The following is a 19,244-nucleotide window of genomic DNA, read 5'->3' on the forward strand; positions in this document are numbered from 1 at the left end:
GGCGAAACCGGACCAATTTGATGGACCTCGGCTGGTTGCGGCGCTGCCAAACAACGAAATGGCAGGGCTCCACGCTGAGCGCCGACAGCTTACCGTCGTGTTTGTCGATCTCATCGGCTCGACGCCGCTGAGCGAGCGGATCGATCCCGAGGAGTTCTTCGCGGTCATCCGAACCTATCGCGATCTCTGCAACGAGCAGATTTGCCGCTATGGCGGTCACATCGCCAGAATGATCGGCGACGGGTTGCTCGCCTATTTCGGCGTCCCCCAGGCGCACGAAAACGATCCCGAGCGCGCCGTGCGCGCTTCGCTCGCCATCACCGCCGCCATCAAGGAGCGGGAATTCCAGATGTCGGATGGCAGCTTCCTCCGGCTGCGGGTGAGGATCGGGGTCAACACCGGGCCGGTGGTCGTCGGCAGCGTGCCGGGCGAGCCCTCCGAGCGGCGGGAAGTGTTCGGCAGCTCGGTGCACGTCGCAGCCCGGCTTCAAGGTCTCGCCGGCGAGAACGCGGTGGTTATCGGTTCAGGCACCCATGAGTTGATCCGCGGCATGTTCGATTGCGAGCCGCTGGGCAAGCGCCGGCTGAAGGGCGTCGAGGAGCCGGCCGAGGCTTGGCGCGTGAACGGCGTTTCGCCGGGCGAAAGCAGGTTCGACCGCGCGCGAACCTTGCCGCTGCCGCCGATGATCAACCGATACGATGAACGCGCGCTGCTGGCCGAGCTGTGGGAGCAGAGCCTCGGCGGAGCAGGACGCGTCGGCGTCATCTCCGGCGAGCCCGGCATCGGCAAGTCGCGCCTGATCCGCGAGTTCAGAAGCTCGCTCGACCGGTCCGCGGTTGATGTTCTCTCAGTTCAGTGTTCGCCGTTCCACGTCAATACGCCGCTTGCGCCGGAAATCGAGCGGTTGAAGCGCGCGACGGGCATCCACGAAACCGACGACCCGCGGCTGTCGTTGGCGAAATTGCGTCACCTGCTGGGAAGAGCCGGTTTCGATGTCGGGCAGGCGCTTCCCTATTACGGGTCACTGCTGTCGATCCCGGCGTGCGAAGGATACGAGCCTGCCGATCTCCGTTCTCCTTCCGAGCGTGCGCGTGCCTTCCAGGTGATAATAGAAGTTCTCGTTGCGGCGTCACGAAGGAAGCCCGTCCTGTTCATCGTCGAGGACGTCCAGTGGATCGATCCGACGAGCGTCGACCTTCTCTCGCGGGTGATCGCTCGCTGCGCGCGCGAGCGAGTGCTGTACCTGGTCACGCATCGCGACGACTACGAGGCTGGCTGGCTGTCGGGTCCATCCATCAAGCGCATCACTCTGCAAAAACTTGCAGCAGACGAATGCGAGCGGATGGTTGCCGCCGTTGCCGGCATCGCGTTTCTTCCCCGGATCACCAGCCAGATCGTCGAGAGGACCGACGGCGTGCCGCTCTTCATCGAGGAGTTCACGCGGGCGGTGGTCGATTCCGGGGCGATCGAGAGCGCCACCGACCATGGCAAATTGCCAGGGCCGCTGGTGCCGGCGAGCGTCCACGATTCCCTGATGGAGCGTCTTGACCGGCTGGGTACTGCCAAGCGCGTGGCCCAGATCGCCTCCGTATTCGGGCGGCAGTTCGATTATCGCGGCATTTTCAGCCTGCTTCCGGATCAGGACGAGTCGCTGATATCAGCGCTTGAGGCTCTGGAGCGAGCCGGGATCGTGTACCGCATCAACGAAGACGAAGGCACGCTATACGCTTTCAGGCACGCGATGATTCAGGAAGCGGCGTATTCCTCGCTGCTGAAGGAGGATCGGCGCAAGCTGCATGCGCGCGCGGCGTCCTGGCTGCGGCAGCAGACCGACATCGGGGAGAGCAGCGATCCTGCCGTGCTGGGCTATCATTACGCGCAGGCAGAAAACATTCCGGAAGCCATCGATGCCTGGCTGCAGGCGGGCAAGTCCGCGCTCAGCCGATCGGCCACCAAGGAGGCGGTGGCGCATCTGCGCGAGGGCCTCTCTTTGCTGTCGAAGCTGTCAGCTTCGTCACGCCGCTACGAGGCCGAGATCGCGCTGCAATCCAACCTTGCGATGGCCTACACCGCGATTGCGGGCTGGTCCGATCCGAACGTCTACGAGCCCTATCATCGGGCGCTGAAGCTCTCCGGCAGCCATGGCACGATCCGCGAGAAGACCGCTGTCCTCTGGGGTGTCGCGGTGGCCGAGCTGGTCAATTGCGAACTCACCAAAGCGCTCGAGCATTCGCAGGACTTCCTCCGGCGAGCCGAGGAGTGGCGCGACGGTGAGGCCATCCTCATGGCATCCACCGCGGCACTGATCGTCAATTTCTTCACCGGCCGTTTGAAGGAAGCACGCGAATTGGCTGTCGCGATTGAAGCGCGCTACAATCCGCGTGAGCACGGCAAGCTGGTTCAAACCTATCAGCACGATCCTCTGGTCGTTGCGCTCGTCTATTCCGGACATATCGAATGGCTGCTCGGCCGGCCCAACCGGGCCAGGGAGTGCTGTGAATCGGCAAGGCGGCTGGCGAACGAGATCGGTCATCCCTTCATGATCGCGCTCGCCCACATACTTGGCGTCGGCGATCACTGGTATGACGGAGACCTCGCAGCCAATCTGGCCTGCGTCGAGCACGGGATGAAGGTCGCCGCCGACTACGGCTATCCGATGTACCAGGTCATCGGTCCGCTATGGGCGACCTCGGCGCTGGCGGCGCGCGGCCCTGCGCCGGTCGTGCTCGAGAAGCTCTCCGGCCTGATCGGCAGACTGCCGGCGGAGAATCGATGTATTCAGATGCCGCTCTATAAGGCTCTGCTCGCCACCGAGCTCGGACGGATCGGGCAGAAGGACAGGGCGCTTGCATTGGTGACTTCGGCCGAGTCCCTGATCAAGCAGACCGGCGAACGTTGGCACGCCCCGGAGATCTACCGGATCCACGGTTCGCTGCTGCACGCCGAACCACATCGCGACGACGCTGCCGCCCTCCGCCTGTTCAGGCGCTCGCTCGCCTATGCGAAGAAGCTCGAAGCCGTCGGCTGGGAATTGCGGACCGCAATCGACCTCGCACGCCTCCTGATGGACCGAAAAGACAGGCGGCGCAGCCTGGCCGAGGCACGCGAGGTGCTAGCGTCAGCGCGAGCAAAGTTCCCGTCTGCCGAGACATCGGCCGATCTGCGACAGGCGGATGAGCTGCTGCGGCAGTTGACGTAGGGCTTGAATCCATAAACGCTGAGTGATGGCGGACATCCGCCTTTGGCATGCGCTTCGCACGTTGCCCGGCGTGGCGAGCGCATGGGCTCGTCGCGATGCATGGCATCAACCGTACAACCCTCGCGCAGTCGAAAAGGAACCCTTGAAGGGACCCTTGTGTTCTCGGAGAAACTGTATACGTTGTTGTTGTTCGATTAGCCGTTGTGCCTTGTTGAATGGTCCAGGCGGCCCTTTTCCAGAGACATCGTCGGATTGAATTCGGGATTCGTGCGAATGCACGCGGGACGCGCGTTTGCGCCTTGGAGAAATGTTATGGCTACAGGTACTGTGAAGTGGTTCAACGGGCAAAAGGGTTTTGGATTTATTCAGCCCAATGACGGCGGAAACGATGTGTTCGTTCACATCAGTGCGGTCGAGCGGGCCGGGCTTTCTGGACTCGCTGAAGGGCAGCGAGTGAACTACGAAGTCAAGACCGACCCGAAGCGTGGCAAGGTCAGCGCCGAGAACCTCTCGCTGGCGTAAGTAGCTTTCGTCATTCCACGGACGTGCTGGGATGACTGTGCAGCCTGCTCGATCTCGGGATTGAGCGGGCTTTTGTGCGTGCTAGATGGTCGGGATTTACCTCGACGGAGTCGTCGTAACGCTTCGGCTGCCGCGACTTCGGCCAACTTGGCGCAGCAACTTTGATGGAGCAATGACCGTGCAAGTAATCGTTCGCGACAACAACGTCGACCAGGCGCTTCGAGTTCTGAAGAGGAAGATGCAGCGCGAGGGCGTATTCAGGGAAATGAAACGTCGTCGTTCTTACGAAAAGCCCTCGGAAAAGAAGGCCAGGGAGAAATCTGACGCCGTGCGTCGTGCCCGCAAGCTTGCTCGGAAACAGGCCATTCGCGAGGGGCTCATTGCCGCGCCACCTAAAAAGGAAAGAGTCCCGAGCAAGCATCCGCAAGTGCTGCCCGCCACTACCAGCGGCACGCGAGGGACCTGACAAGTGTGCGAGGTGGATCACCGTCCGCTAGCGCCGTGTCCGCAACGCTCGGTGTAACGCAGACGCCTGGTCAGCTCGCAAGCTATGGACGAGGAGGGAAGGACGTCCCGCACTCAGACGCTAAAGATCAGGGACAGGCTATGGAAGATCCGACTCCTACGGCTATGACGGTTCCAATTTCGCCGAACGTGCGCCCACGTCGTGGCGTCTGCCGGAGAAACACTGGCGGAACTGAGTCGGGTCATGAAGCGACATAGGCGACATGGCAATTCCAAACACGAGTCCATTCCTTCGAACTTTATCGAATCCGCGTGGGCAACCCGCTATTGCAGCAAAGCCTCGCTGGTCCACGTAATCGCTCACGGCAGGGGTCATCTACCCTTTAGGGTAGTGGCCAGATCGCCGTTCATTGCAGCCTTGAGCTGCCGGCCTATGCCGAGCGGAGCCTCGGCGTTGGCGGGCTGTTCGCACTGAACTATGCCGGCCAGACCACGACAGATACCCGCACCGAGCTCGGCCTGCGCACCGACAAGTCGTTCGCCATGGAGGACGCCGTGCTGACGCTGCGCGGCCGGCTGGCATGGGCGCATGATTACAATCCCGATCGCGCGGTGAGTGCGATCTTCCAGTCGCTGCCGGGCGCAAGTTTTGTCGTGAACGGCGCGCGGCCGGATCCCGATTCCGCGCTCGTCAGCGCCAGCGCCGAGCAGAACTGGCTGAACGGTTTCTCGCTCGCCGCAACGTTCGAAGGCGAGTTTTCCGGCAACGTCACCAGCTACGCCGGCAAGGGCGTCGTCAAATATAGCTGGTGAACAGCTCTCCGCTGTCATCGTCCGCCACCGGGTCGGCCGAATGGCCGCCCGATGACAGGCTCCGGCGGACGATCCAGTATCCCAGAGGCGACTGAGCTTGAGCCGAGAGGCCGCCGGATACTGGATGCCCCGCCTTCGCGGGGCATGACGATGGAGTGCGTGAGCGGTGGCCCCGGGGCGGCGATCACGTCAACGCAAGACGGTGTCTCACAGTTTGACGTAGCTCCAGCCTTGTTCCTGCAGCTCCAGGACGCGGACGACGCCGGATTTCACAATCGTCGCCTGTGGAACGAGATTGATATCCTTGTTCTCCGCCTTACGCATGTTTTCCCGGGTATTGCCGCAGGCTTTAAAGGAGATTTCCGGGTTGCTCATTGCGAGCCCCTCGATGCGCGCCTTCACCGGAGAGGTGTCATCGCGCAGCATGTGAAGGCCAGGGCCAAACGTGACAACCTCAATCGACACGTCTTCACCGAGATTGCGGTAGTATTGCGCGACGTTGGTTGCATTGTTCAGTGCGAGATTCATCATCGCAGGGTCGTTGGAATTGACCTGCAGCAGGAGCTGATGCGGCTTCTTGGGGATCTCGGTGGGTTTTGTCATCAGCACCAGTTTCTGCTTGCTCGCCTGCTTCTGCGTGCTCAGCCGGTACTGCTTACTTGCTTGCGGCCTCACGTGATCGTCTGGCTGCGCTTGCGTGGTCGGCGCGATCAGGAGCGACATCGCCAAGCTGGCAATGGCTGCTACCGCCAGATTTCCAATTCTGATCATCTTGCTTCTCCCTGTCCCATGACCATCAGTCGCCTGGTCTGGCGACGGCATGTGGCCATCTGCACGCCGCCGCGAGTTTTTCGCGCACAGTCTTCAATCCGCCGAGCAGGAAATGCGCCTCCTGAGCCGCGCCGGTGCGGGTGGAAAGACGGACGGCGATGTCGCCCTCTTCGGGCAACGATTGCAGCAGGTGCACGACGTCACCCCGGAAAGCGGCACCGGGCCCGAATGATGGCGAGGTGGCCGCAAGCTGCACCGGCGGATTCGCATTGACGCGGTAGGAGATGGTGTATTCCTCGGCACGGCCTGATACCGCCGGTCCTGCGAGCACGAGCTCGGTGCGGCCTTTGCGGCAGTGGATCGCGAGTTGCATCGCGGTGCTATCCGACTCACCGCGAGCGGATGTGGTGGCGGTGACGATCGGCGAATAGTCCACCGGCGATGTGGTCTCGCTGAGCAGCCAGTTGTCGTACGGCGCCGGGCGACCAGGCGGCGCTATCTTACGTGATAGATCGTCCAGACATTGTAGCCGGGCCGGCCCCTCCATCACCGAGCACGCCCGAAGATTTGTCATCGGATCGTTCGTGCTTTGAGCGTAGGCGATGCCGCAAGCCATTTTGCAAGCCATTTTGAACGTGACGGCGAGGGGAAAAGCAGCGACCTTCATCGAGGCGCCTGTGCGCTGCGCGCCTTGCGATCCAGCCATTCCTGCGCGGCCGGGAAACGGGTCAGTCCGGGGACGGTCGCTGCGAGATTGATCGACTGCCATTTCGGGTCAAAGCCTGGCGCCTGCAGGCGGTCTACTCGCGAGAACAGGTAGTCGACGAAGCGCGCGACGCGTTGATAATGGTTCGACCGCGGCGGCCAATTGAACGCGACAAGCGCGGTCGGCACCGCGATCGTCGACACCCTCTCGCCCTGCTTGATCAGATTGGGATACTCATTTGTCTCCAGCGTCGCGGGCAGGTAGTAGTCCTCGAACTTGCTGTCGTATTGGACCGGGAGAAACCTGAATCCTGCCTCCCAGCGGCCGCGCACGAAGGCGTCGACCGGTTTCGACGTGATGAACACCACCGCCGCCATCTCACCTTTGCGCATCTGTTCCAGGGCGAGCTGATGGGGAATGAACGTCTTCTCGACCTCGATGCCGAGACGACTGAAGATCAGCGGTCCCGAATAGGCGGCCGCGGTGCCCTTCGTGTTGAAGTTCACTTTCTTGCCGGCGAGATCTTGTAGGCCTGTGATTTCCGGTCGGACGAAAATATGCAGTTCGGACGGGAAGAGATTGAGCAGGTAAGTGATGCGGTTTCGGATCTGCGGCACTTGAATCTTGTACTCTTCGAGCGCGTCGGAGTTGATGATCGCGGTATCGACGCCGCGCAGATAGAGCAGCGAGTTCAGATTCTCGGTGGCGCCCCGGGTGACGATCGGCAGCAGATGCATGTTTGCTCCGTCATCGACGACGCGGGCCATTTCCGCAGCCAGGCGAATTGGTGCTCCCTCCAGCAAGCCGCCAGCGAGCCCGACGGTCCAAGCGTTCATGCGGTCTTTTTCGGTCCCAAGCGGCAAGGGCCGTCGAGCCACTTGTGCATTGCCCTTGGAGGGTTGCGCGGTCTGTGCGTCCAAGTCAGCCGGTTGAAGCATCATGGCGGCCAGCACCAGCGCGGCAAGCAGGAGCAACGAGCGTGACCTTGGCAGCGTGTTCATGTCAGTCCCCCTCTTGATCACCAACTGCAGCAGCCAGCGTCATCATGTGGAACGCAACAATCTCATTCTCTCACCGGGGCAACGCGTCGAGCCGGTCCTTGGCTTCGCGAATACCGCCGCTGTGTGCCTTCGCGTAGAGCTCTCGCGCCTTGGCCGCTTCGCCGCGCGTTCCATAGGTGCCCCAGGCGGATAAAACCGCGGGATCATATGTCTCGGCGAGCATAAAACTTGCCCGCGCATTGTCGTTCTCGGCGGCACGCTCGAGCACTATCCTTGCTGCGCCGATATTGCCCTGGCCGAGCAACGCACTGGCGCGCGCGATCAATCGGGCCGGCTCCGTCTTGTCCTGGTCTGCGGCTGTTGGGGGCTCCGATACGGCGGCTGCCACGGTTTGTGTCACCGGCACCATCGGGCCTTCAATTGCGCGGCCGACGGTCACGCTCTCATCGACGGGGCGCCGCGCCGATGCAAGATCCCGTGCCATGGCTTCAGTTCTGCGCCGCTCCTGCTGCAGTGATTGCCATAGTTCCGCGATGGTGGCATCCGCCGTCTGCTTCTGCTGGACGGCTTCATCAACGGCCTTCTGCGACTGCGCGGCCTGGGTCTCGATCTCGCTGCTCGTTCCGGCAAGTTCACTCGCGAGTGCGGCGGCACGCATTTGCGCCTCGTCGAGCGCGCGGCGTTGTTGCTCGGCACTCGCCGTCATCGCCTGGCGCGCCGCGCCGACTTCCTGGGTGAGGGCGGCGGTTTTTTCCTGCTCCTGCCGCAGCGACTGCCGCAGTTCCGCGATCTCGCGCTCCGTCGTCTGTCTCTGTTGCGTGGTCGCATCGTCAGGATTGCGCGACTGTGTGTCCCGGGTTTCGGTCTCGCCGCGCGTTCCGGCAAGTTCGTTCGCGAGCGCCGCAGCGTGGGCCTGTTCCTGTTGAAGGGATTGCCGCAGCTCTTCTGCTGCAATTTCCGCAGCTTCCCAGCGCTGCATCGCGTCGTGCTGAAACTTGCTCGACAGCGCCAGCATCGTCTCCAAGTCGCCGCGGACTTTTGTGAGCTCGGCCGTCAGTGCGGTGGATCTTTCGCGTTCTTGGTCAAGCGACTGCTGCAATTCCGCGGACGTGGCCGTCGCCGGCCCGCGCGCCGGTACGTCCCTGTAGGAAGTCTCATCGCCGAGCGCTTGGCGACGCTGCACTGTGCCCGCCAACGGCTCCTGTCGCGAAAGGTCGGTGTCCTGCATGAGGACTGCCGTCGTTCCGCGCTGGACGAGCGTTTGCCACTCGGCGACCTCAGGCTTCAGGTTGAGCCCGACGGCGCGCCCGGCTTCGATCGTCTTCGAGACCTCGGCGCCGCTGAATTGGTCGAACAGACCGATCAGCGCAGCTGCAACGAGGATTGCGGCGATCAAAGAACCCGCTAACCATTGGCCCGCACGACCGATCTGGAACCGATCGCTCGATCGGTCGTCTTGAAACACATCATCGGTTATTGGATACCAATGCGCCGGCGCGATTCTGATGGGATGCCCATTTTTCCAAACCCATTCGCCCGCTTCACGTGACCAATGAGCGATGTCAAAGGTTCCGGTCGCGCTCTCGAGCCAGATATCCTGTCCGTCCCTTGGTGCAGTATCAATTGGCCGGCGCATGTATGACGCCTTCGCATGTCTTGGTATTCAATCAGACCACGTGCAATCGGACTGACGCCGCAGCAATTCGGGCGGTCGCGGCGCCCCAAACGTCGCAAGAAGAAAAACATCATTTAACTATAATTTAAAGTCAAATTAAATCACGCGGATCCCGGCGTGGGCTGTTGAGCTGTGCGTCCGTCAATTGGGTCCGGACGCGGTTGGGGGCGGGTCGCTGATTGAGCCTTGGAATATCAACGGAAAGGTGCGTCGCCAGGAATATTGCCGTGAAACCAAAGTTTCGTTCTGCTTGGTCTTTGTTATTATAAAAGATAATTTAATTGTTTAATGAAAAGAAAGGGGTAATAAATATTGCCAACCCGAAAGTTGCTTTTATTGGGCTGGCAGTATCAGGGATTGCGACCGCCAGCCTTCGCGGGATAAGCGGTCATTTCCTGCAATCAATGGCGCCTCAGCTAAGCGCTATCGTGCGCAAGCGCGCCAAACCGCCTTGTTGAGTCCGGCAGCATCAAAGCACGGCTCGGTACGGCGATGGTTGCCCGGCAGGGGCGACGCATCTGGCTGGCGCCATCGACCCCCGACCCAGGGCGCGCTAGCGCCAATCACGTCAGCGCAAGCGCGACGAGGCCAGAGCACAACAGGACGATCCCGGCAATGGTGACGGCGAGAAAGCTGTAAGAGGCAAATTCTTCACGCATGGCGCACCTCAAAAAAGCGTCCCCGCAATAGCTTCGGATCGTCGTTCTCCGGCACCCGACACCAACATAGTCCGCCCCCGTTTCCGCAGAATTTCGATCAAACCGGAAAACGGTTTCGTCACCCGCACCGATTGTTTCGTGATCGTTACACACGTGCGGGCCAAAAAAGTGCGGCCAGCCATTGGGGGATGGCTGGCCGCGCGCGAACCGGTCTGGGACGGGGAGGGGTGGGGATGTGACCGGGTCGCGTGTTCGATGGTCCCTTATTGCCGCGAGCTGGCGGTGGCGACCGCCGGGCGGTTGTCGCCGAGCGAGACCCAGACGTTAGGGTCGCTCTGCGACTGCCGCTTGACGAAACGGTAGCCGGTTGCAGTCCAGGCGACGACGTCCTCGTTCTGGTTGTCGAGGATGAACTCGCCCTTGTCGGTCTTCACGGTGAGCACCGCGTGGCCTTCGCCCTTCTTGTCGCGCACGACCGTGATCAACAGCGCCTCGCGCGGCCAGCCGGCATCGATCAGCATCTTGCGCTTCAAGAGCACGTAGTCCTCGCAGTCGCCGTAGCCGTCGGTCGGCAACGACCATTTCTCGATCACGCCCCAATGATCCATGTCGGTCATCGGCTTGATGGTCTCGTTGACCCATTTGTTGACCCGGAGCAGATCGCGCCACGCCGTCTGCGACAGCACGATGTCGCGCGGTTGTGTCGCGCCGCCGCGGCAATCGACCGGATTGTCGGCGCAGAATTCGACCCAGCCGATCGGCGAACGCGTGGTGTCGCCGAGGCTGGCATAGACCACGTCGCCCGCTTTCGCCGCGACGCTGGTAGTGACGCTTAGTCCGAAAAGGATGGCCGCAACCGCCCATCCTTTCTTCTGTCCCCTGAAAACCATTGTGGCCCCCGTTTTTCTCGTTGGGACCACGTTTCGCACAAAGGTTTTGCGGTGCGGCTAAGTCAGCAAAGGTGATTTGACTTGAATGCAAGTAAAGCTAGCAGCGAATTCGATCTATACTTGAAGCAAATTCGACTAAAATTCGAGACAACTGCAATTGATTCAAATTTTACGCTTTAACATCCTAACGCTATGCCAGAAGGTCTTTTGCGTCTCCAAAGCCGCTCGCGTTAACCGCGTGCAGTGGGCGCCAGACAAGGCAAAGGCGGCGTCCGCCATCGCGGATGCCGCCTCGTTCGAGCTGAAAATCAGGGGATTTGAGCCTCGCGCGCTTTACCGCGCGGTAACCGCGTCTTCGAGCGTCTCGGCGGCCTGCTCGTGGACGAACTCCAGCGCGAAGCCGTCGTCGAGGTTTCGCACCACGCGCGACTGCACGCGGCCGAGCATCACCAGCGATTTCACCGGCGGCCTGTTCTCGGCGGCGATCGCCGCACCCGACAGCGAGAGGTCGATGATGCGGCAGGTCATCTTGCTGCCGTCCTCCAGCGTGAGCAGCGCGATTGGATTGCGCGGCACGATACGGTCGTGGCGGCGGTCTTCCGGCAGATTGAGGATGTCGCGGTTGGCGAGCCAGGTGAGCTGTGCGGCGAGCTTGTCGCGCTTGCGCGGCGTCGAGATGATCGTCATCGCAAAGCCGTTGTCGATGATGCGGGTGATCTTGCCCTCGACGCGGCCGATATGGTCGAGATAGGCGATCACGCGGTCGCCGACATTGCCGATGCCGGGCGCCAGCAACGCGAGCCCGCCGGGAGACATATTAATAATCTGGCAAGGAAATTCGCGCCGATCGGGCAACATGTAGCGGCCGAGCAGGTGCACCTTGACGCGCTGGAAGCGCCGCCGTTCCTCCTGTGCCGGGAAGACCGTAGGTTTCTTTTGTGCAAACGACATCACCGCCACCCGACAACCGGCCTTCCGGCGCGGCACGACCCTACGGCTGACAGGGTTAATGAGCGGTTAGCCGCGGTTGCATCAAGTATGGGCACGCACGCGACCGATGAGCGCAATCCGGAGCGCTCTCTGCCCACGCACGAACAGTCTGACTCGCGGCTGACCCCCATCCCAGCGTTCCCCCTTGCAGGGGGAAGGAGCGCAGCGGCGCAGGTGGCGACATCTCACCTCCCCTTAAAAAGGGGAGGTCGGTTTGCGCGCTTACGCGCAAACCGGGTGGGGATCCTGCCTCCACGAACGGGGAAGCGGAGGGGGAACGCAGCGCCAATGCCTACCTATCGTCCCTGCAAATTCCCTTTGCGCATAGGGCCCCGCGACTTCGTCCGGGCTCGGAGGCTGTTCCGATGGCAAGCCGGCGTGTAGTCTGCTCGCGAGGCCCCGTAGAGGGCAGGCAACAAGGAACGAGGGGAGGCATCGGACACGAGCATGACCGATATCCGATACGTCGCGCCGCAGACGCTTGATGAAGCGGTCGGCGCTTATGCCGCGGCGGGCAGCGCCGCGCGCATCCTGGCCGGCGGCACGGATCTCCTGGTGCAGATGCGCTCGGGCGCGGTGCAACCGGGTCTGATCGTCGACATCAAGAAAATCAAAGAACTCACTGCCGTCGAAGAACTTTCCGATGGTGGTTTCCGCTTCGGCGCTGCGGTGCCGGGCGCCGTGCTGGCCGAGCATCCGCACTTTGGCAAGATTTGGCCCGGCGTGTTGGAGGCGGTGAACCTGATCGGTTCCACCCAGGTGCAGGGCCGCGCCTCAGCCGGCGGCAATCTCTGCAACGCCTCGCCGGCCGGCGACAGCGTCCCGGCGATGATCGCTGCCGGCGCCGTCGTCACCGTGCAGGGCCCAAGCGGCCGCCGCGAGTTGAAGGTGGAGGACGTCCCTGCCGCTCCAGGCCGCACCAACCTCAAGCCAGGGGAGATCCTGGTCTTCTTCACGCTGCCGCCGCGCCCGCCAGGCTCCGGCGACGCCTACCTCCGCATGATCCCGCGTACCGAGATGGATATCGCAGTCGTCGGTTGCGGCGTCAGCCTGACACTGAAGGACGGCGTCTGCACCCACGCCCGCGTCGGCTTAGGGGCCGTGGCGCCGACCGCGCTGCTGGTCGCGCCGGCGGCGCAGGCGCTGATCGGCTCCCGCCTCGATGACGCCGCGCTGAATGCCGCCGCCAATGCCTGCCGTGCCGCCTGCCGTCCGATCGACGACAAGCGCGGCACCATCGCCTACCGCACCCAAATCGCGGGCGTATTGCTCAAGCGCACCGTGAAGATCGCCGCAGAACGCGCGCAAGGGAAATGACAAATGGCAAAGCTGCACGTCTCCACCACCGTCAACGGCGAGCCCTTGGAATTCCTCTGCGAGCCCTTTGAAACCATGCTGGACGCACTGCGCAACCAGCTCGCGCTCACCGGCTCCAAGGAAGGCTGCGCCTCCGGCGATTGCGGCGCCTGCTCGATCACGCTGGATGATCGATTGGTCTGTTCGTGCCTGATGCTCGCCGCCGAAGCGGAGGGGCGCGAGATCAGGACCATCGAGGGCATGGCGCGCGGCGGCCGCCTGCATCCGCTGCAGGAGAAATTCCTGGAGCAGGCCGCGCTGCAGTGCGGCATCTGCACCTCCGGCATGCTGGTCGCCTCCGAGGCGCTCTTACGCAAGAACCCGGACCCGAGCGAGGAGGAAGTCCGCTTCTGGCTCGCCGGCAATCTCTGCCGCTGCACCGGCTACGACAAGATCGTCCGCGCGGTGCTTGAGACCGCAACCGAAATGCGGGAGGCCGCACAATGAACATCGTCGTCAACAACAAGTGGATCGGCCAGCGCACCATCCGTCCCGATGGCGTCGACAAGGTCACGGGACGCGCCGCCTTTGCTGCCGACACCACCATGCCCGGCATGATCTGGGGCAAGGTGCTGCGCAGCCCGCACCCGCATGCGCGCATCCGCTCGATCGACACCTCCAAGGCGGAAGCCTTGCCCGGCGTGAAAGCCGTAGTCACCTCGCGCGACGTGGTAGACTTCCCGCTGGATAAATCCGTGATGCTCGGCATCCAGGACATGCGCTGGATGTGCCGGAACGTGATGGCGCGCGACAAGGCGCTGTTCCCCGGCCACCCGGTCGCGGCGGTGGCCGCCACCACGGAAGCGATCGCCGCCAAGGCCTGCGAATTGATCGAGGTCGATTACGAGGTCTTGCCTTTCTCGATCGAGATCGAGGATGCGATCAAGCCTGACGCCCCGATCCTGCACGAGTTCAACAAGTTCGAAGGCAAGCCCTCCAACATCGTCGGCACCCTCGAGCACAAGAAGGGCGACATCGACGAAGGCTTCAAACAGGCCGATATCATCATCGAGCGCAGCTTCACCACCCGCCCGGTGCACCAGGGCTATATCGAGCCGCACGCCTGCCTGATCTCGGTCACCGCCGACGGCAAGGCCACGATCTGGAGCTCGAGCCAGGGCCAGTTCATGGTCCGCGCGATGACGTCGATGCTGACGGGCATCCCGCAGAGCGACATCCGCGCCATCCCCGCCGAGATCGGCGGCGGCTTCGGCGGCAAGACCATCGTCTATCTCGAGCCGCTGGCGACGTTGCTTGCGAAGAAATCCGGCCGCCCGGTCAAGATGGTGATGACGCGCGAGGAGGTGATGCGCGCCACCGGCCCAACGTCAGGCTCGAAGAGCACAGTGAAGATCGGCGCGAAGAAGGACGGCACCATCGTCGCCGCGCAAGGCACATTCTATCTGCAGGCCGGCGCCTTCCCGGGCTCGCCGATCCGCGGCGCCGCCGGCTGCAGCTTTGCGCCCTACGACATCGCGAACGTGCTCTCGGTCGGATATGACGTCTGCTCCAACCGCTCCAAGGTCGCGGCCTATCGCGCGCCCGGCGCGCCGATCGGCGCCTATGCGGTGGAATGCGTGCTCGACGAGGTCGCGGAAAGCCTGAACATGGAGCCGCTCGAGTTCCGCCTGAAGAACGCGGCGAGGCAAGGGACGAAAGCGGCGCACGGCCCGGTCTTCCCCCGCATCGGCTATATCGAGACGCTGGAAGCCGCGAAGACCTCGCCGCATTACAGCACGCCAACAGGCAAATTGCAGGGCAGGGGTGTCGCCTCCGGCTTCTGGTTCAACGCCGGCGGTGAATCCTCGGCGCAGGTCAACATCACCGAGGACGGCAACGTCGTCGTCACCACAGGGCATCCCGATATCGGCGGCTCGCGCGCCGGCATCGCCAATGTCTGCGCCGAACTGCTCGGCATCGACTACCGCCGCGTCTCCGTCATCATCGGTGACACCCAGACGGTCGGCTTCTCCAATCTCACCGGCGGCAGCCGCGTGTTGTTTGCTTCCTCGATGGTGGTGACGCAAGCGACCGAGAAGGTGATCAACACGCTGCGCGAACGCGCCGCAAAGATCTGGGAGATCGATCCCGAAGCCGTGAAATGGGAGAACGGCGCCGCGCATCCTGCCAGCCCGAACGCCGGCCAGTTCGAGCCGCTCACGCTCGAACAGCTCGCCGAGAAGGCCCCCATGCAGGGCGGCCCGATCGGCGCCGGCGTGCAGCTCAACACCCAAGGCGCCGACGGCGGCTTCGGCACCCACATCTGCGACGTCGAGGTCGACATCGAGCTCGGCATCGCCCGTGTCATCAGATACACGGCGGTGCAGGACGTCGGCCGCGCCGTCCATCCCGGCTATGTCGAAGGCCAGCTCCAGGGCGGCGTCGCGCAAGGCATCGGCTGGGCACTGAACGAGGAATACATCTACCGCAGCGACGGCAAGGTCGATAACCCCGGCTTCCTCGACTACCGCATGCCGGTGTGCTCGGATTTGCCGATGCTCGACACCATCCTGGTCGAAGTCCCGAACCCGAAACACCCCCAAGGCGTCAAGGGCGTCGGCGAAGTGCCTCTGGTGCCGGTGATGGCGGCGGTAGCGAATGCGATCTACCGCGCGGTGGGCAAGCGCTTTTACGCCCTGCCGATGTCCCCGCCGAAGGTGCTCGCGGGTTTGGACGAGCCGGTGCAGCAGGCGGCAGAGTAGCTGGGGAGGGCGGTCAATCCGCTCGCACCGTCATTGCGAGCCACCGGGTCGGCGCATAGCGCCGCCCGATGACAGGCTCCGCGAAGCAATCCATTTCACCGCTTGGGGAGAGATGGATTGCTTCGTCGCTTGCGCTCCTCACAATGACGCTGCGGCTATCATGCGCGTAGGATGGGTAGAGCGGAAGCGAAACCCATCAACGTTACGCCATCCGATGCACGGCACACAGCTTGTTGCCGTCATGATCGCGCAGATAGGCGATATACATCTTCATCCCGTTGCCTTCGCGGATGCCGGGCGGGTCCTCACAGGTCGTGCCGCCATTGGCAAGCCCCGCCGCATGGAATGCATCGACCGCCGCGGGCGACTCCGCATTGAAGCCGATGGTGCCGCCATTGGCGAAGGTCGCCGCCTTGCCGTCGATCGGCTTCGACACCGAGAACGTCCCCGTCTTCGTGCGCCAGAACACCCGATGCCGGTCGACAAATCCCGGCCTCACGCCGAGCGTGCCGAGCAGCGCGTCATAAAACGCTTTGGACTTGTCGAGGTCGTTGGTTCCGATCATCACATGCGAGAACATTCTACCTGTCCCTCCCGTTGCGCGACGTTCATTCCGCTGCGACGCCGCTTCGCAGAAGATGTTCCTAGCAGAAGGTTGGGCGGGGATGGAAGTCCGGGACGGACGCGGGCGGCGCGGATGACGCTAAAGCCAACCCGCCGCGCGCTCTCCGCAAGGCTTGCCGATCCGAAAGCGCGCGATGTCGTCAGTCAGGAGCGGGCGCGTCCTGCTTTCAGAAGACGCGGGCTCGGCGCGCCACGTTTGGACAGCACTGTTGCCTCAATATCCCTCCCGCTCCCCTCCCGCCGGTCGCACCTCAAGAAAAGCCCGGCGCGAACGGAACCGGATGCGCAAGATCGCAATTCTAGGCCTGCAGGCACATAGCTGCGGCAAGTTGACCCTTGCACAACAACTTACAAAGGGTGCGAAAATGCCACGGGTGAACCAAGCTACAAAGCAGGCGCGTACAACCAAAGCTGCCGCCGTAACGGCGTTCGGTACGGCGGGCCTCGGTCTTTCGCTGGCGGGGAGCGCGTCTGCGTCCGCGATACCCACCGCTGACATCCCGCAGTCCGACGACTTCTCGCCCAATCAGCGCCTGGTCCTTGGTGAAGAGGAAATGGCCGACGTCAGTCTCGCCACGTTCTATCTGTTCGATAAGGAAAACGCCGACCCCGGCGTGCAACTGGCCGCCGTTGTCGTTCGCGGCTGCCGAGGTTGCGGTGGTTGCCGCGGCTGCCGTGGCTGCCGTGGCTGCGGAGTAGGCTGGCGTGGCTGTGGTGGCTGTGGAGGTTGCGGCGGCTGCTGCGCCCGCTGGGGCCGCTGCCGCTGGTGCTAGGGTCAAGACCTCACCGCTAAACGACAAAGCTTGACGACCTGTCGGGCGGCGCCGTCCGCCCGCAAGTCGGCGACGATGTTCCGCGTCGCCGATCGGCAGCGTTTGGCAAATCCTGAAAGGCCCGCGCACGGCTATCGAACGACAGCCGCCTCGCCGATCCAGCGTCCCTCCCAGAGATAAAAGCGATCAGTTGCCCCGAGCGCTTGCGCTGCCTCTTCGCGACACAAGAACACGAAACCCAGCCGCCTCCGTTCGCCCGGCATCATGGCGCGTTCGAGCAGCGGATAACCATCCCAGCCCTCATCGACACTTCTGTCCTTGGTGCACGGGCAGCCCCAGCCAAGACGGACCGGCCCCATCCTGCCACCTGCCTCGACCGGATAAAGATAGAGGTCCACAATCAAGTCAGGCGTTACGGCGTGCAAGGCTTCGCGGAATGCGGTCTCGCGTGTCACAGCCACACCTCAACGCGTAGGGCGGATCAGCCACCGGGGCCACGCTTCGCGCGGCCCGATGACAGGCTCCGCGTAATCCGCCGTTCACGTACCACAAAACGGCGGATCACGTCTTCGGCTGATCTGCCCTGCGAGCCGCCACGCCGCTTCGCAGGAAGGTCTCAGTTCTTGGCGGGGCACCTGGCCCGAATCTCTCCGAGAAGCTTTCGCATATTCTCAAAGTAAATTTCATCGAGAGTGGGGGGCATGTCTTCGCAGATGTATTGGTGATGGTACTTGATCTCTTCATCGAAGCTTTTTCGCCATTCCGGCTTGTCGAATGCTTCCAGCATCTCGTCGTACGCAAACAGCAGATGCGCGACGTAATTTTTGTATTGGGCGAATTTCTTTCGGTCTGCCTTGATCTCCAACAAATCAGGCTCAGCGTATTCCGGGTGCCGCAACGCAGATTCGCTGTATGACATGTAGACTTGGCGGGCAGCCACTTCTTTGAAGTTCCTGCTGATGAAGTAGACTTGAGCCACGACGATGACGAAGGCGAAGCCAGCAATGACCGCGGACGCGACTTGCGCCCAGTTCGACTTCGGCCGAATGTTCTCAGATTGAGCGGACATGTTTGGACCAAGGGGAGTGGATAGGTGGTGGGTGAAGCTAGCCTCCGCGTAGTCCGCGGATTGGCGGGGGGGGGAAGGGCAGTCCGTAGGGCGGACTAGCGCCGCCTAATCCGCCGTTCTCGTGCCGCAAGGTGGCGGACTGTGTCTTCGGCTAATCCGCCCTACCAGCTAAGGAAACAGCGCGCGCCTAACAATAAGAAGAAGCGTCACAACAGTAGGATAGAACAAGATCAGGAAGCCAATAGCATAAAGCATAGAAATAATTGCTCGTACCGTGGGTCTGGAGTGATCTTGAGCGTCATAAATCAAGGCCAGGAGATCAGTATTGAAATTCTCGGCCTCAGCGTGAAACGTCATCCAAAGGCCTCGTTCTGCCCTTCGTTGTGCATGCAAAATCCTTGCAACCTTCTCGACATAGATGTTCCCGTTTGCACTGTATATGTCGGCGTCGTCACCTTCGATCGACCGTTTTGATATTTGGAGGATAACCTCCTCAAAAAAGCGCTGGAGATGAAAAGGATAGGCCAGCTCGTTGAGCCAATTGCGGCCTGTAGCTTCCTCTTCGCCGTGCTTCGACAAATAGTCTCCAGCGATGCGCGTGACCATCAATGACGTTCTTGCACTTGTAATCAACGGCCTCTCAGCTTCAATATGTGCCAACGCATTTTCGTTTCTTTTGACCTCCGGCGGGCAAAGCATCGTGAAGAGAAAAGAGGCTGCACCAAGGGCAACAAGCCCAAAGTAAGTAATTACGAGCCGGTTCATTGTGAAAGACCTGCTTGCTTCCAGAGCTCCGTGCTCCGGTGCACCCAGCCAATGGGCAACCAGGCTCGGCGAAATCAGCAGGAAGTCGACGACTTGTTGATTGAAAAGGATAAGCGTGCCCATGAAGGGTACCAATACCGTTAAGGCAACAACACGGGACTGGCCAAAGGTTCTAAGGTTTGACCAATTGGGCAAAATCTTTGGAAAAGCTTCTAGGAAAGCGTCTTTGAAACGCATCTGTTTCGTCTTGGACTTTCTTCAACT

17 protein-coding genes and 1 pseudogene are annotated in these 19,244 nt (G+C 62.1%); 8 read left to right on the forward strand and 10 right to left on the reverse strand.

Features of this window, described 5'->3' with window-relative positions:
* Window positions 1-58: 58 nt before the first annotated feature.
* From YY7_RS0110630 to YY7_RS51315, 4 genes and pseudogenes are all read left to right on the forward strand, one after another.
* Complete coding sequence (locus tag YY7_RS0110630) at window positions 59-3,199, forward strand: AAA family ATPase (protein ID WP_155255120.1); 3,141 nt, start codon at window positions 59-61, stop codon at window positions 3,197-3,199.
* A 312-nt stretch (window positions 3,200-3,511) separates the two neighbouring features.
* Window positions 3,512-3,721, forward strand: a complete 210-nt coding sequence (locus tag YY7_RS0110635; protein WP_028163216.1) for a cold-shock protein — start codon at window positions 3,512-3,514, stop codon at window positions 3,719-3,721.
* Between the two features lie 178 nt (window positions 3,722-3,899).
* Window positions 3,900-4,187, forward strand: coding sequence for a 30S ribosomal protein S21 (gene rpsU / locus YY7_RS0110640; RefSeq protein ID WP_028163217.1), 288 nt, complete (start codon window positions 3,900-3,902; stop codon window positions 4,185-4,187).
* A gap of 413 nt (window positions 4,188-4,600) precedes the next feature.
* Window positions 4,601-4,999, forward strand: a pseudogene (locus YY7_RS51315) (autotransporter outer membrane beta-barrel domain-containing protein); the annotation flags it as partial.
* A gap of 207 nt (window positions 5,000-5,206) precedes the next feature.
* Here the strand turns inward: YY7_RS51315 and YY7_RS0110650 are convergent.
* From YY7_RS0110650 to YY7_RS56455, 4 genes are all read right to left on the reverse strand, one after another.
* On the reverse strand, window positions 5,207-5,821 hold the full coding sequence (locus YY7_RS0110650; protein ID WP_245287251.1) for a hypothetical protein: 615 nt from the start codon (window positions 5,819-5,821) through the stop codon (window positions 5,207-5,209).
* Window positions 5,796-6,437 carry a hypothetical protein gene (locus YY7_RS0110655; RefSeq protein WP_028163219.1) on the reverse strand — a complete coding sequence of 214 codons (642 nt, stop codon included), beginning with the start codon at window positions 6,435-6,437 and terminating at the stop codon, window positions 5,796-5,798. The genes YY7_RS0110650 and YY7_RS0110655 overlap by 26 nt, the downstream gene beginning before the upstream one ends.
* On the reverse strand, window positions 6,434-7,477 hold the full coding sequence (locus tag YY7_RS0110660; RefSeq protein ID WP_028163220.1) for a TAXI family TRAP transporter solute-binding subunit: 1,044 nt from the start codon (window positions 7,475-7,477) through the stop codon (window positions 6,434-6,436). The genes YY7_RS0110655 and YY7_RS0110660 overlap by 4 nt, the downstream gene beginning before the upstream one ends.
* A 70-nt stretch (window positions 7,478-7,547) precedes the next feature.
* On the reverse strand, window positions 7,548-8,873 hold the full coding sequence (locus YY7_RS56455) for a hypothetical protein (RefSeq protein WP_196237247.1): 1,326 nt from the start codon (window positions 8,871-8,873) through the stop codon (window positions 7,548-7,550).
* 560 nt (window positions 8,874-9,433) lie between these two features.
* Between YY7_RS56455 and YY7_RS60215 the strand changes: the two genes are divergently transcribed.
* Entirely contained in the window at window positions 9,434-9,610 is a 177-nt protein-coding gene (locus YY7_RS60215) for a hypothetical protein (protein WP_155255122.1), read from the forward strand.
* 464 nt (window positions 9,611-10,074) lie between these two features.
* On the opposite strand, the gene YY7_RS0110675 is transcribed toward YY7_RS60215, so the two are convergent.
* Window positions 10,075-10,701: a transglutaminase-like cysteine peptidase gene (locus tag YY7_RS0110675; protein ID WP_028163222.1), complete on the reverse strand. Its 627-nt coding sequence runs from the start codon at window positions 10,699-10,701 to the stop codon at window positions 10,075-10,077.
* Between the two features lie 333 nt (window positions 10,702-11,034).
* Window positions 11,035-11,652, reverse strand: a complete 618-nt coding sequence (locus tag YY7_RS0110680) for a PilZ domain-containing protein (protein WP_028163223.1) — start codon at window positions 11,650-11,652, stop codon at window positions 11,035-11,037.
* A gap of 495 nt (window positions 11,653-12,147) precedes the next feature.
* Here YY7_RS0110680 and YY7_RS0110685 point away from each other — a divergent pair, with 495 nt between their 5' ends.
* Genes YY7_RS0110685 through YY7_RS0110695 form a run of 3 tightly spaced genes read left to right on the forward strand, consistent with a single transcriptional unit; the run spans window position 12,148 to window position 15,749 of the window.
* Window positions 12,148-13,008: an FAD binding domain-containing protein gene (locus YY7_RS0110685; protein ID WP_028163224.1), complete on the forward strand. Its 861-nt coding sequence runs from the start codon at window positions 12,148-12,150 to the stop codon at window positions 13,006-13,008.
* A 3-nt stretch (window positions 13,009-13,011) separates the two neighbouring features.
* Complete coding sequence (locus YY7_RS0110690; protein WP_028163225.1) at window positions 13,012-13,494, forward strand: (2Fe-2S)-binding protein; 483 nt, start codon at window positions 13,012-13,014, stop codon at window positions 13,492-13,494.
* Window positions 13,491-15,749: a xanthine dehydrogenase family protein molybdopterin-binding subunit gene (locus YY7_RS0110695; protein ID WP_028163226.1), complete on the forward strand. Its 2,259-nt coding sequence runs from the start codon at window positions 13,491-13,493 to the stop codon at window positions 15,747-15,749. Before YY7_RS0110690 ends, YY7_RS0110695 begins: the two co-directional genes overlap by 4 nt.
* A 202-nt stretch (window positions 15,750-15,951) precedes the next feature.
* Here YY7_RS0110695 and YY7_RS0110700 read toward each other — a convergent pair whose 3' ends face one another.
* The 4 genes from YY7_RS0110700 to YY7_RS0110720 all read right to left on the reverse strand — a co-directional run bounded on the left by YY7_RS0110700 (window position 15,952) and on the right by YY7_RS0110720 (window position 19,217).
* Window positions 15,952-16,329: a VOC family protein gene (locus tag YY7_RS0110700; RefSeq protein WP_028163227.1), complete on the reverse strand. Its 378-nt coding sequence runs from the start codon at window positions 16,327-16,329 to the stop codon at window positions 15,952-15,954.
* Window positions 16,330-17,277: 948 nt separating this feature from the next.
* Entirely contained in the window at window positions 17,278-17,601 is a 324-nt protein-coding gene (locus YY7_RS0110710; protein ID WP_028163229.1) for a hypothetical protein, read from the reverse strand.
* 161 nt (window positions 17,602-17,762) lie between these two features.
* Complete coding sequence (locus YY7_RS0110715) at window positions 17,763-18,215, reverse strand: hypothetical protein (protein WP_028163230.1); 453 nt, start codon at window positions 18,213-18,215, stop codon at window positions 17,763-17,765.
* Window positions 18,216-18,383: 168 nt separating this feature from the next.
* On the reverse strand, window positions 18,384-19,217 hold the full coding sequence (locus YY7_RS0110720; protein WP_155255124.1) for a hypothetical protein: 834 nt from the start codon (window positions 19,215-19,217) through the stop codon (window positions 18,384-18,386).
* Window positions 19,218-19,244: the final 27 nt, after the last annotated feature.

Source organism: Bradyrhizobium elkanii WSM2783 (genome assembly GCF_000472865.1).
GTDB classification, from domain to species: Bacteria; Pseudomonadota; Alphaproteobacteria; order Rhizobiales; family Xanthobacteraceae; genus Bradyrhizobium; species Bradyrhizobium elkanii_A.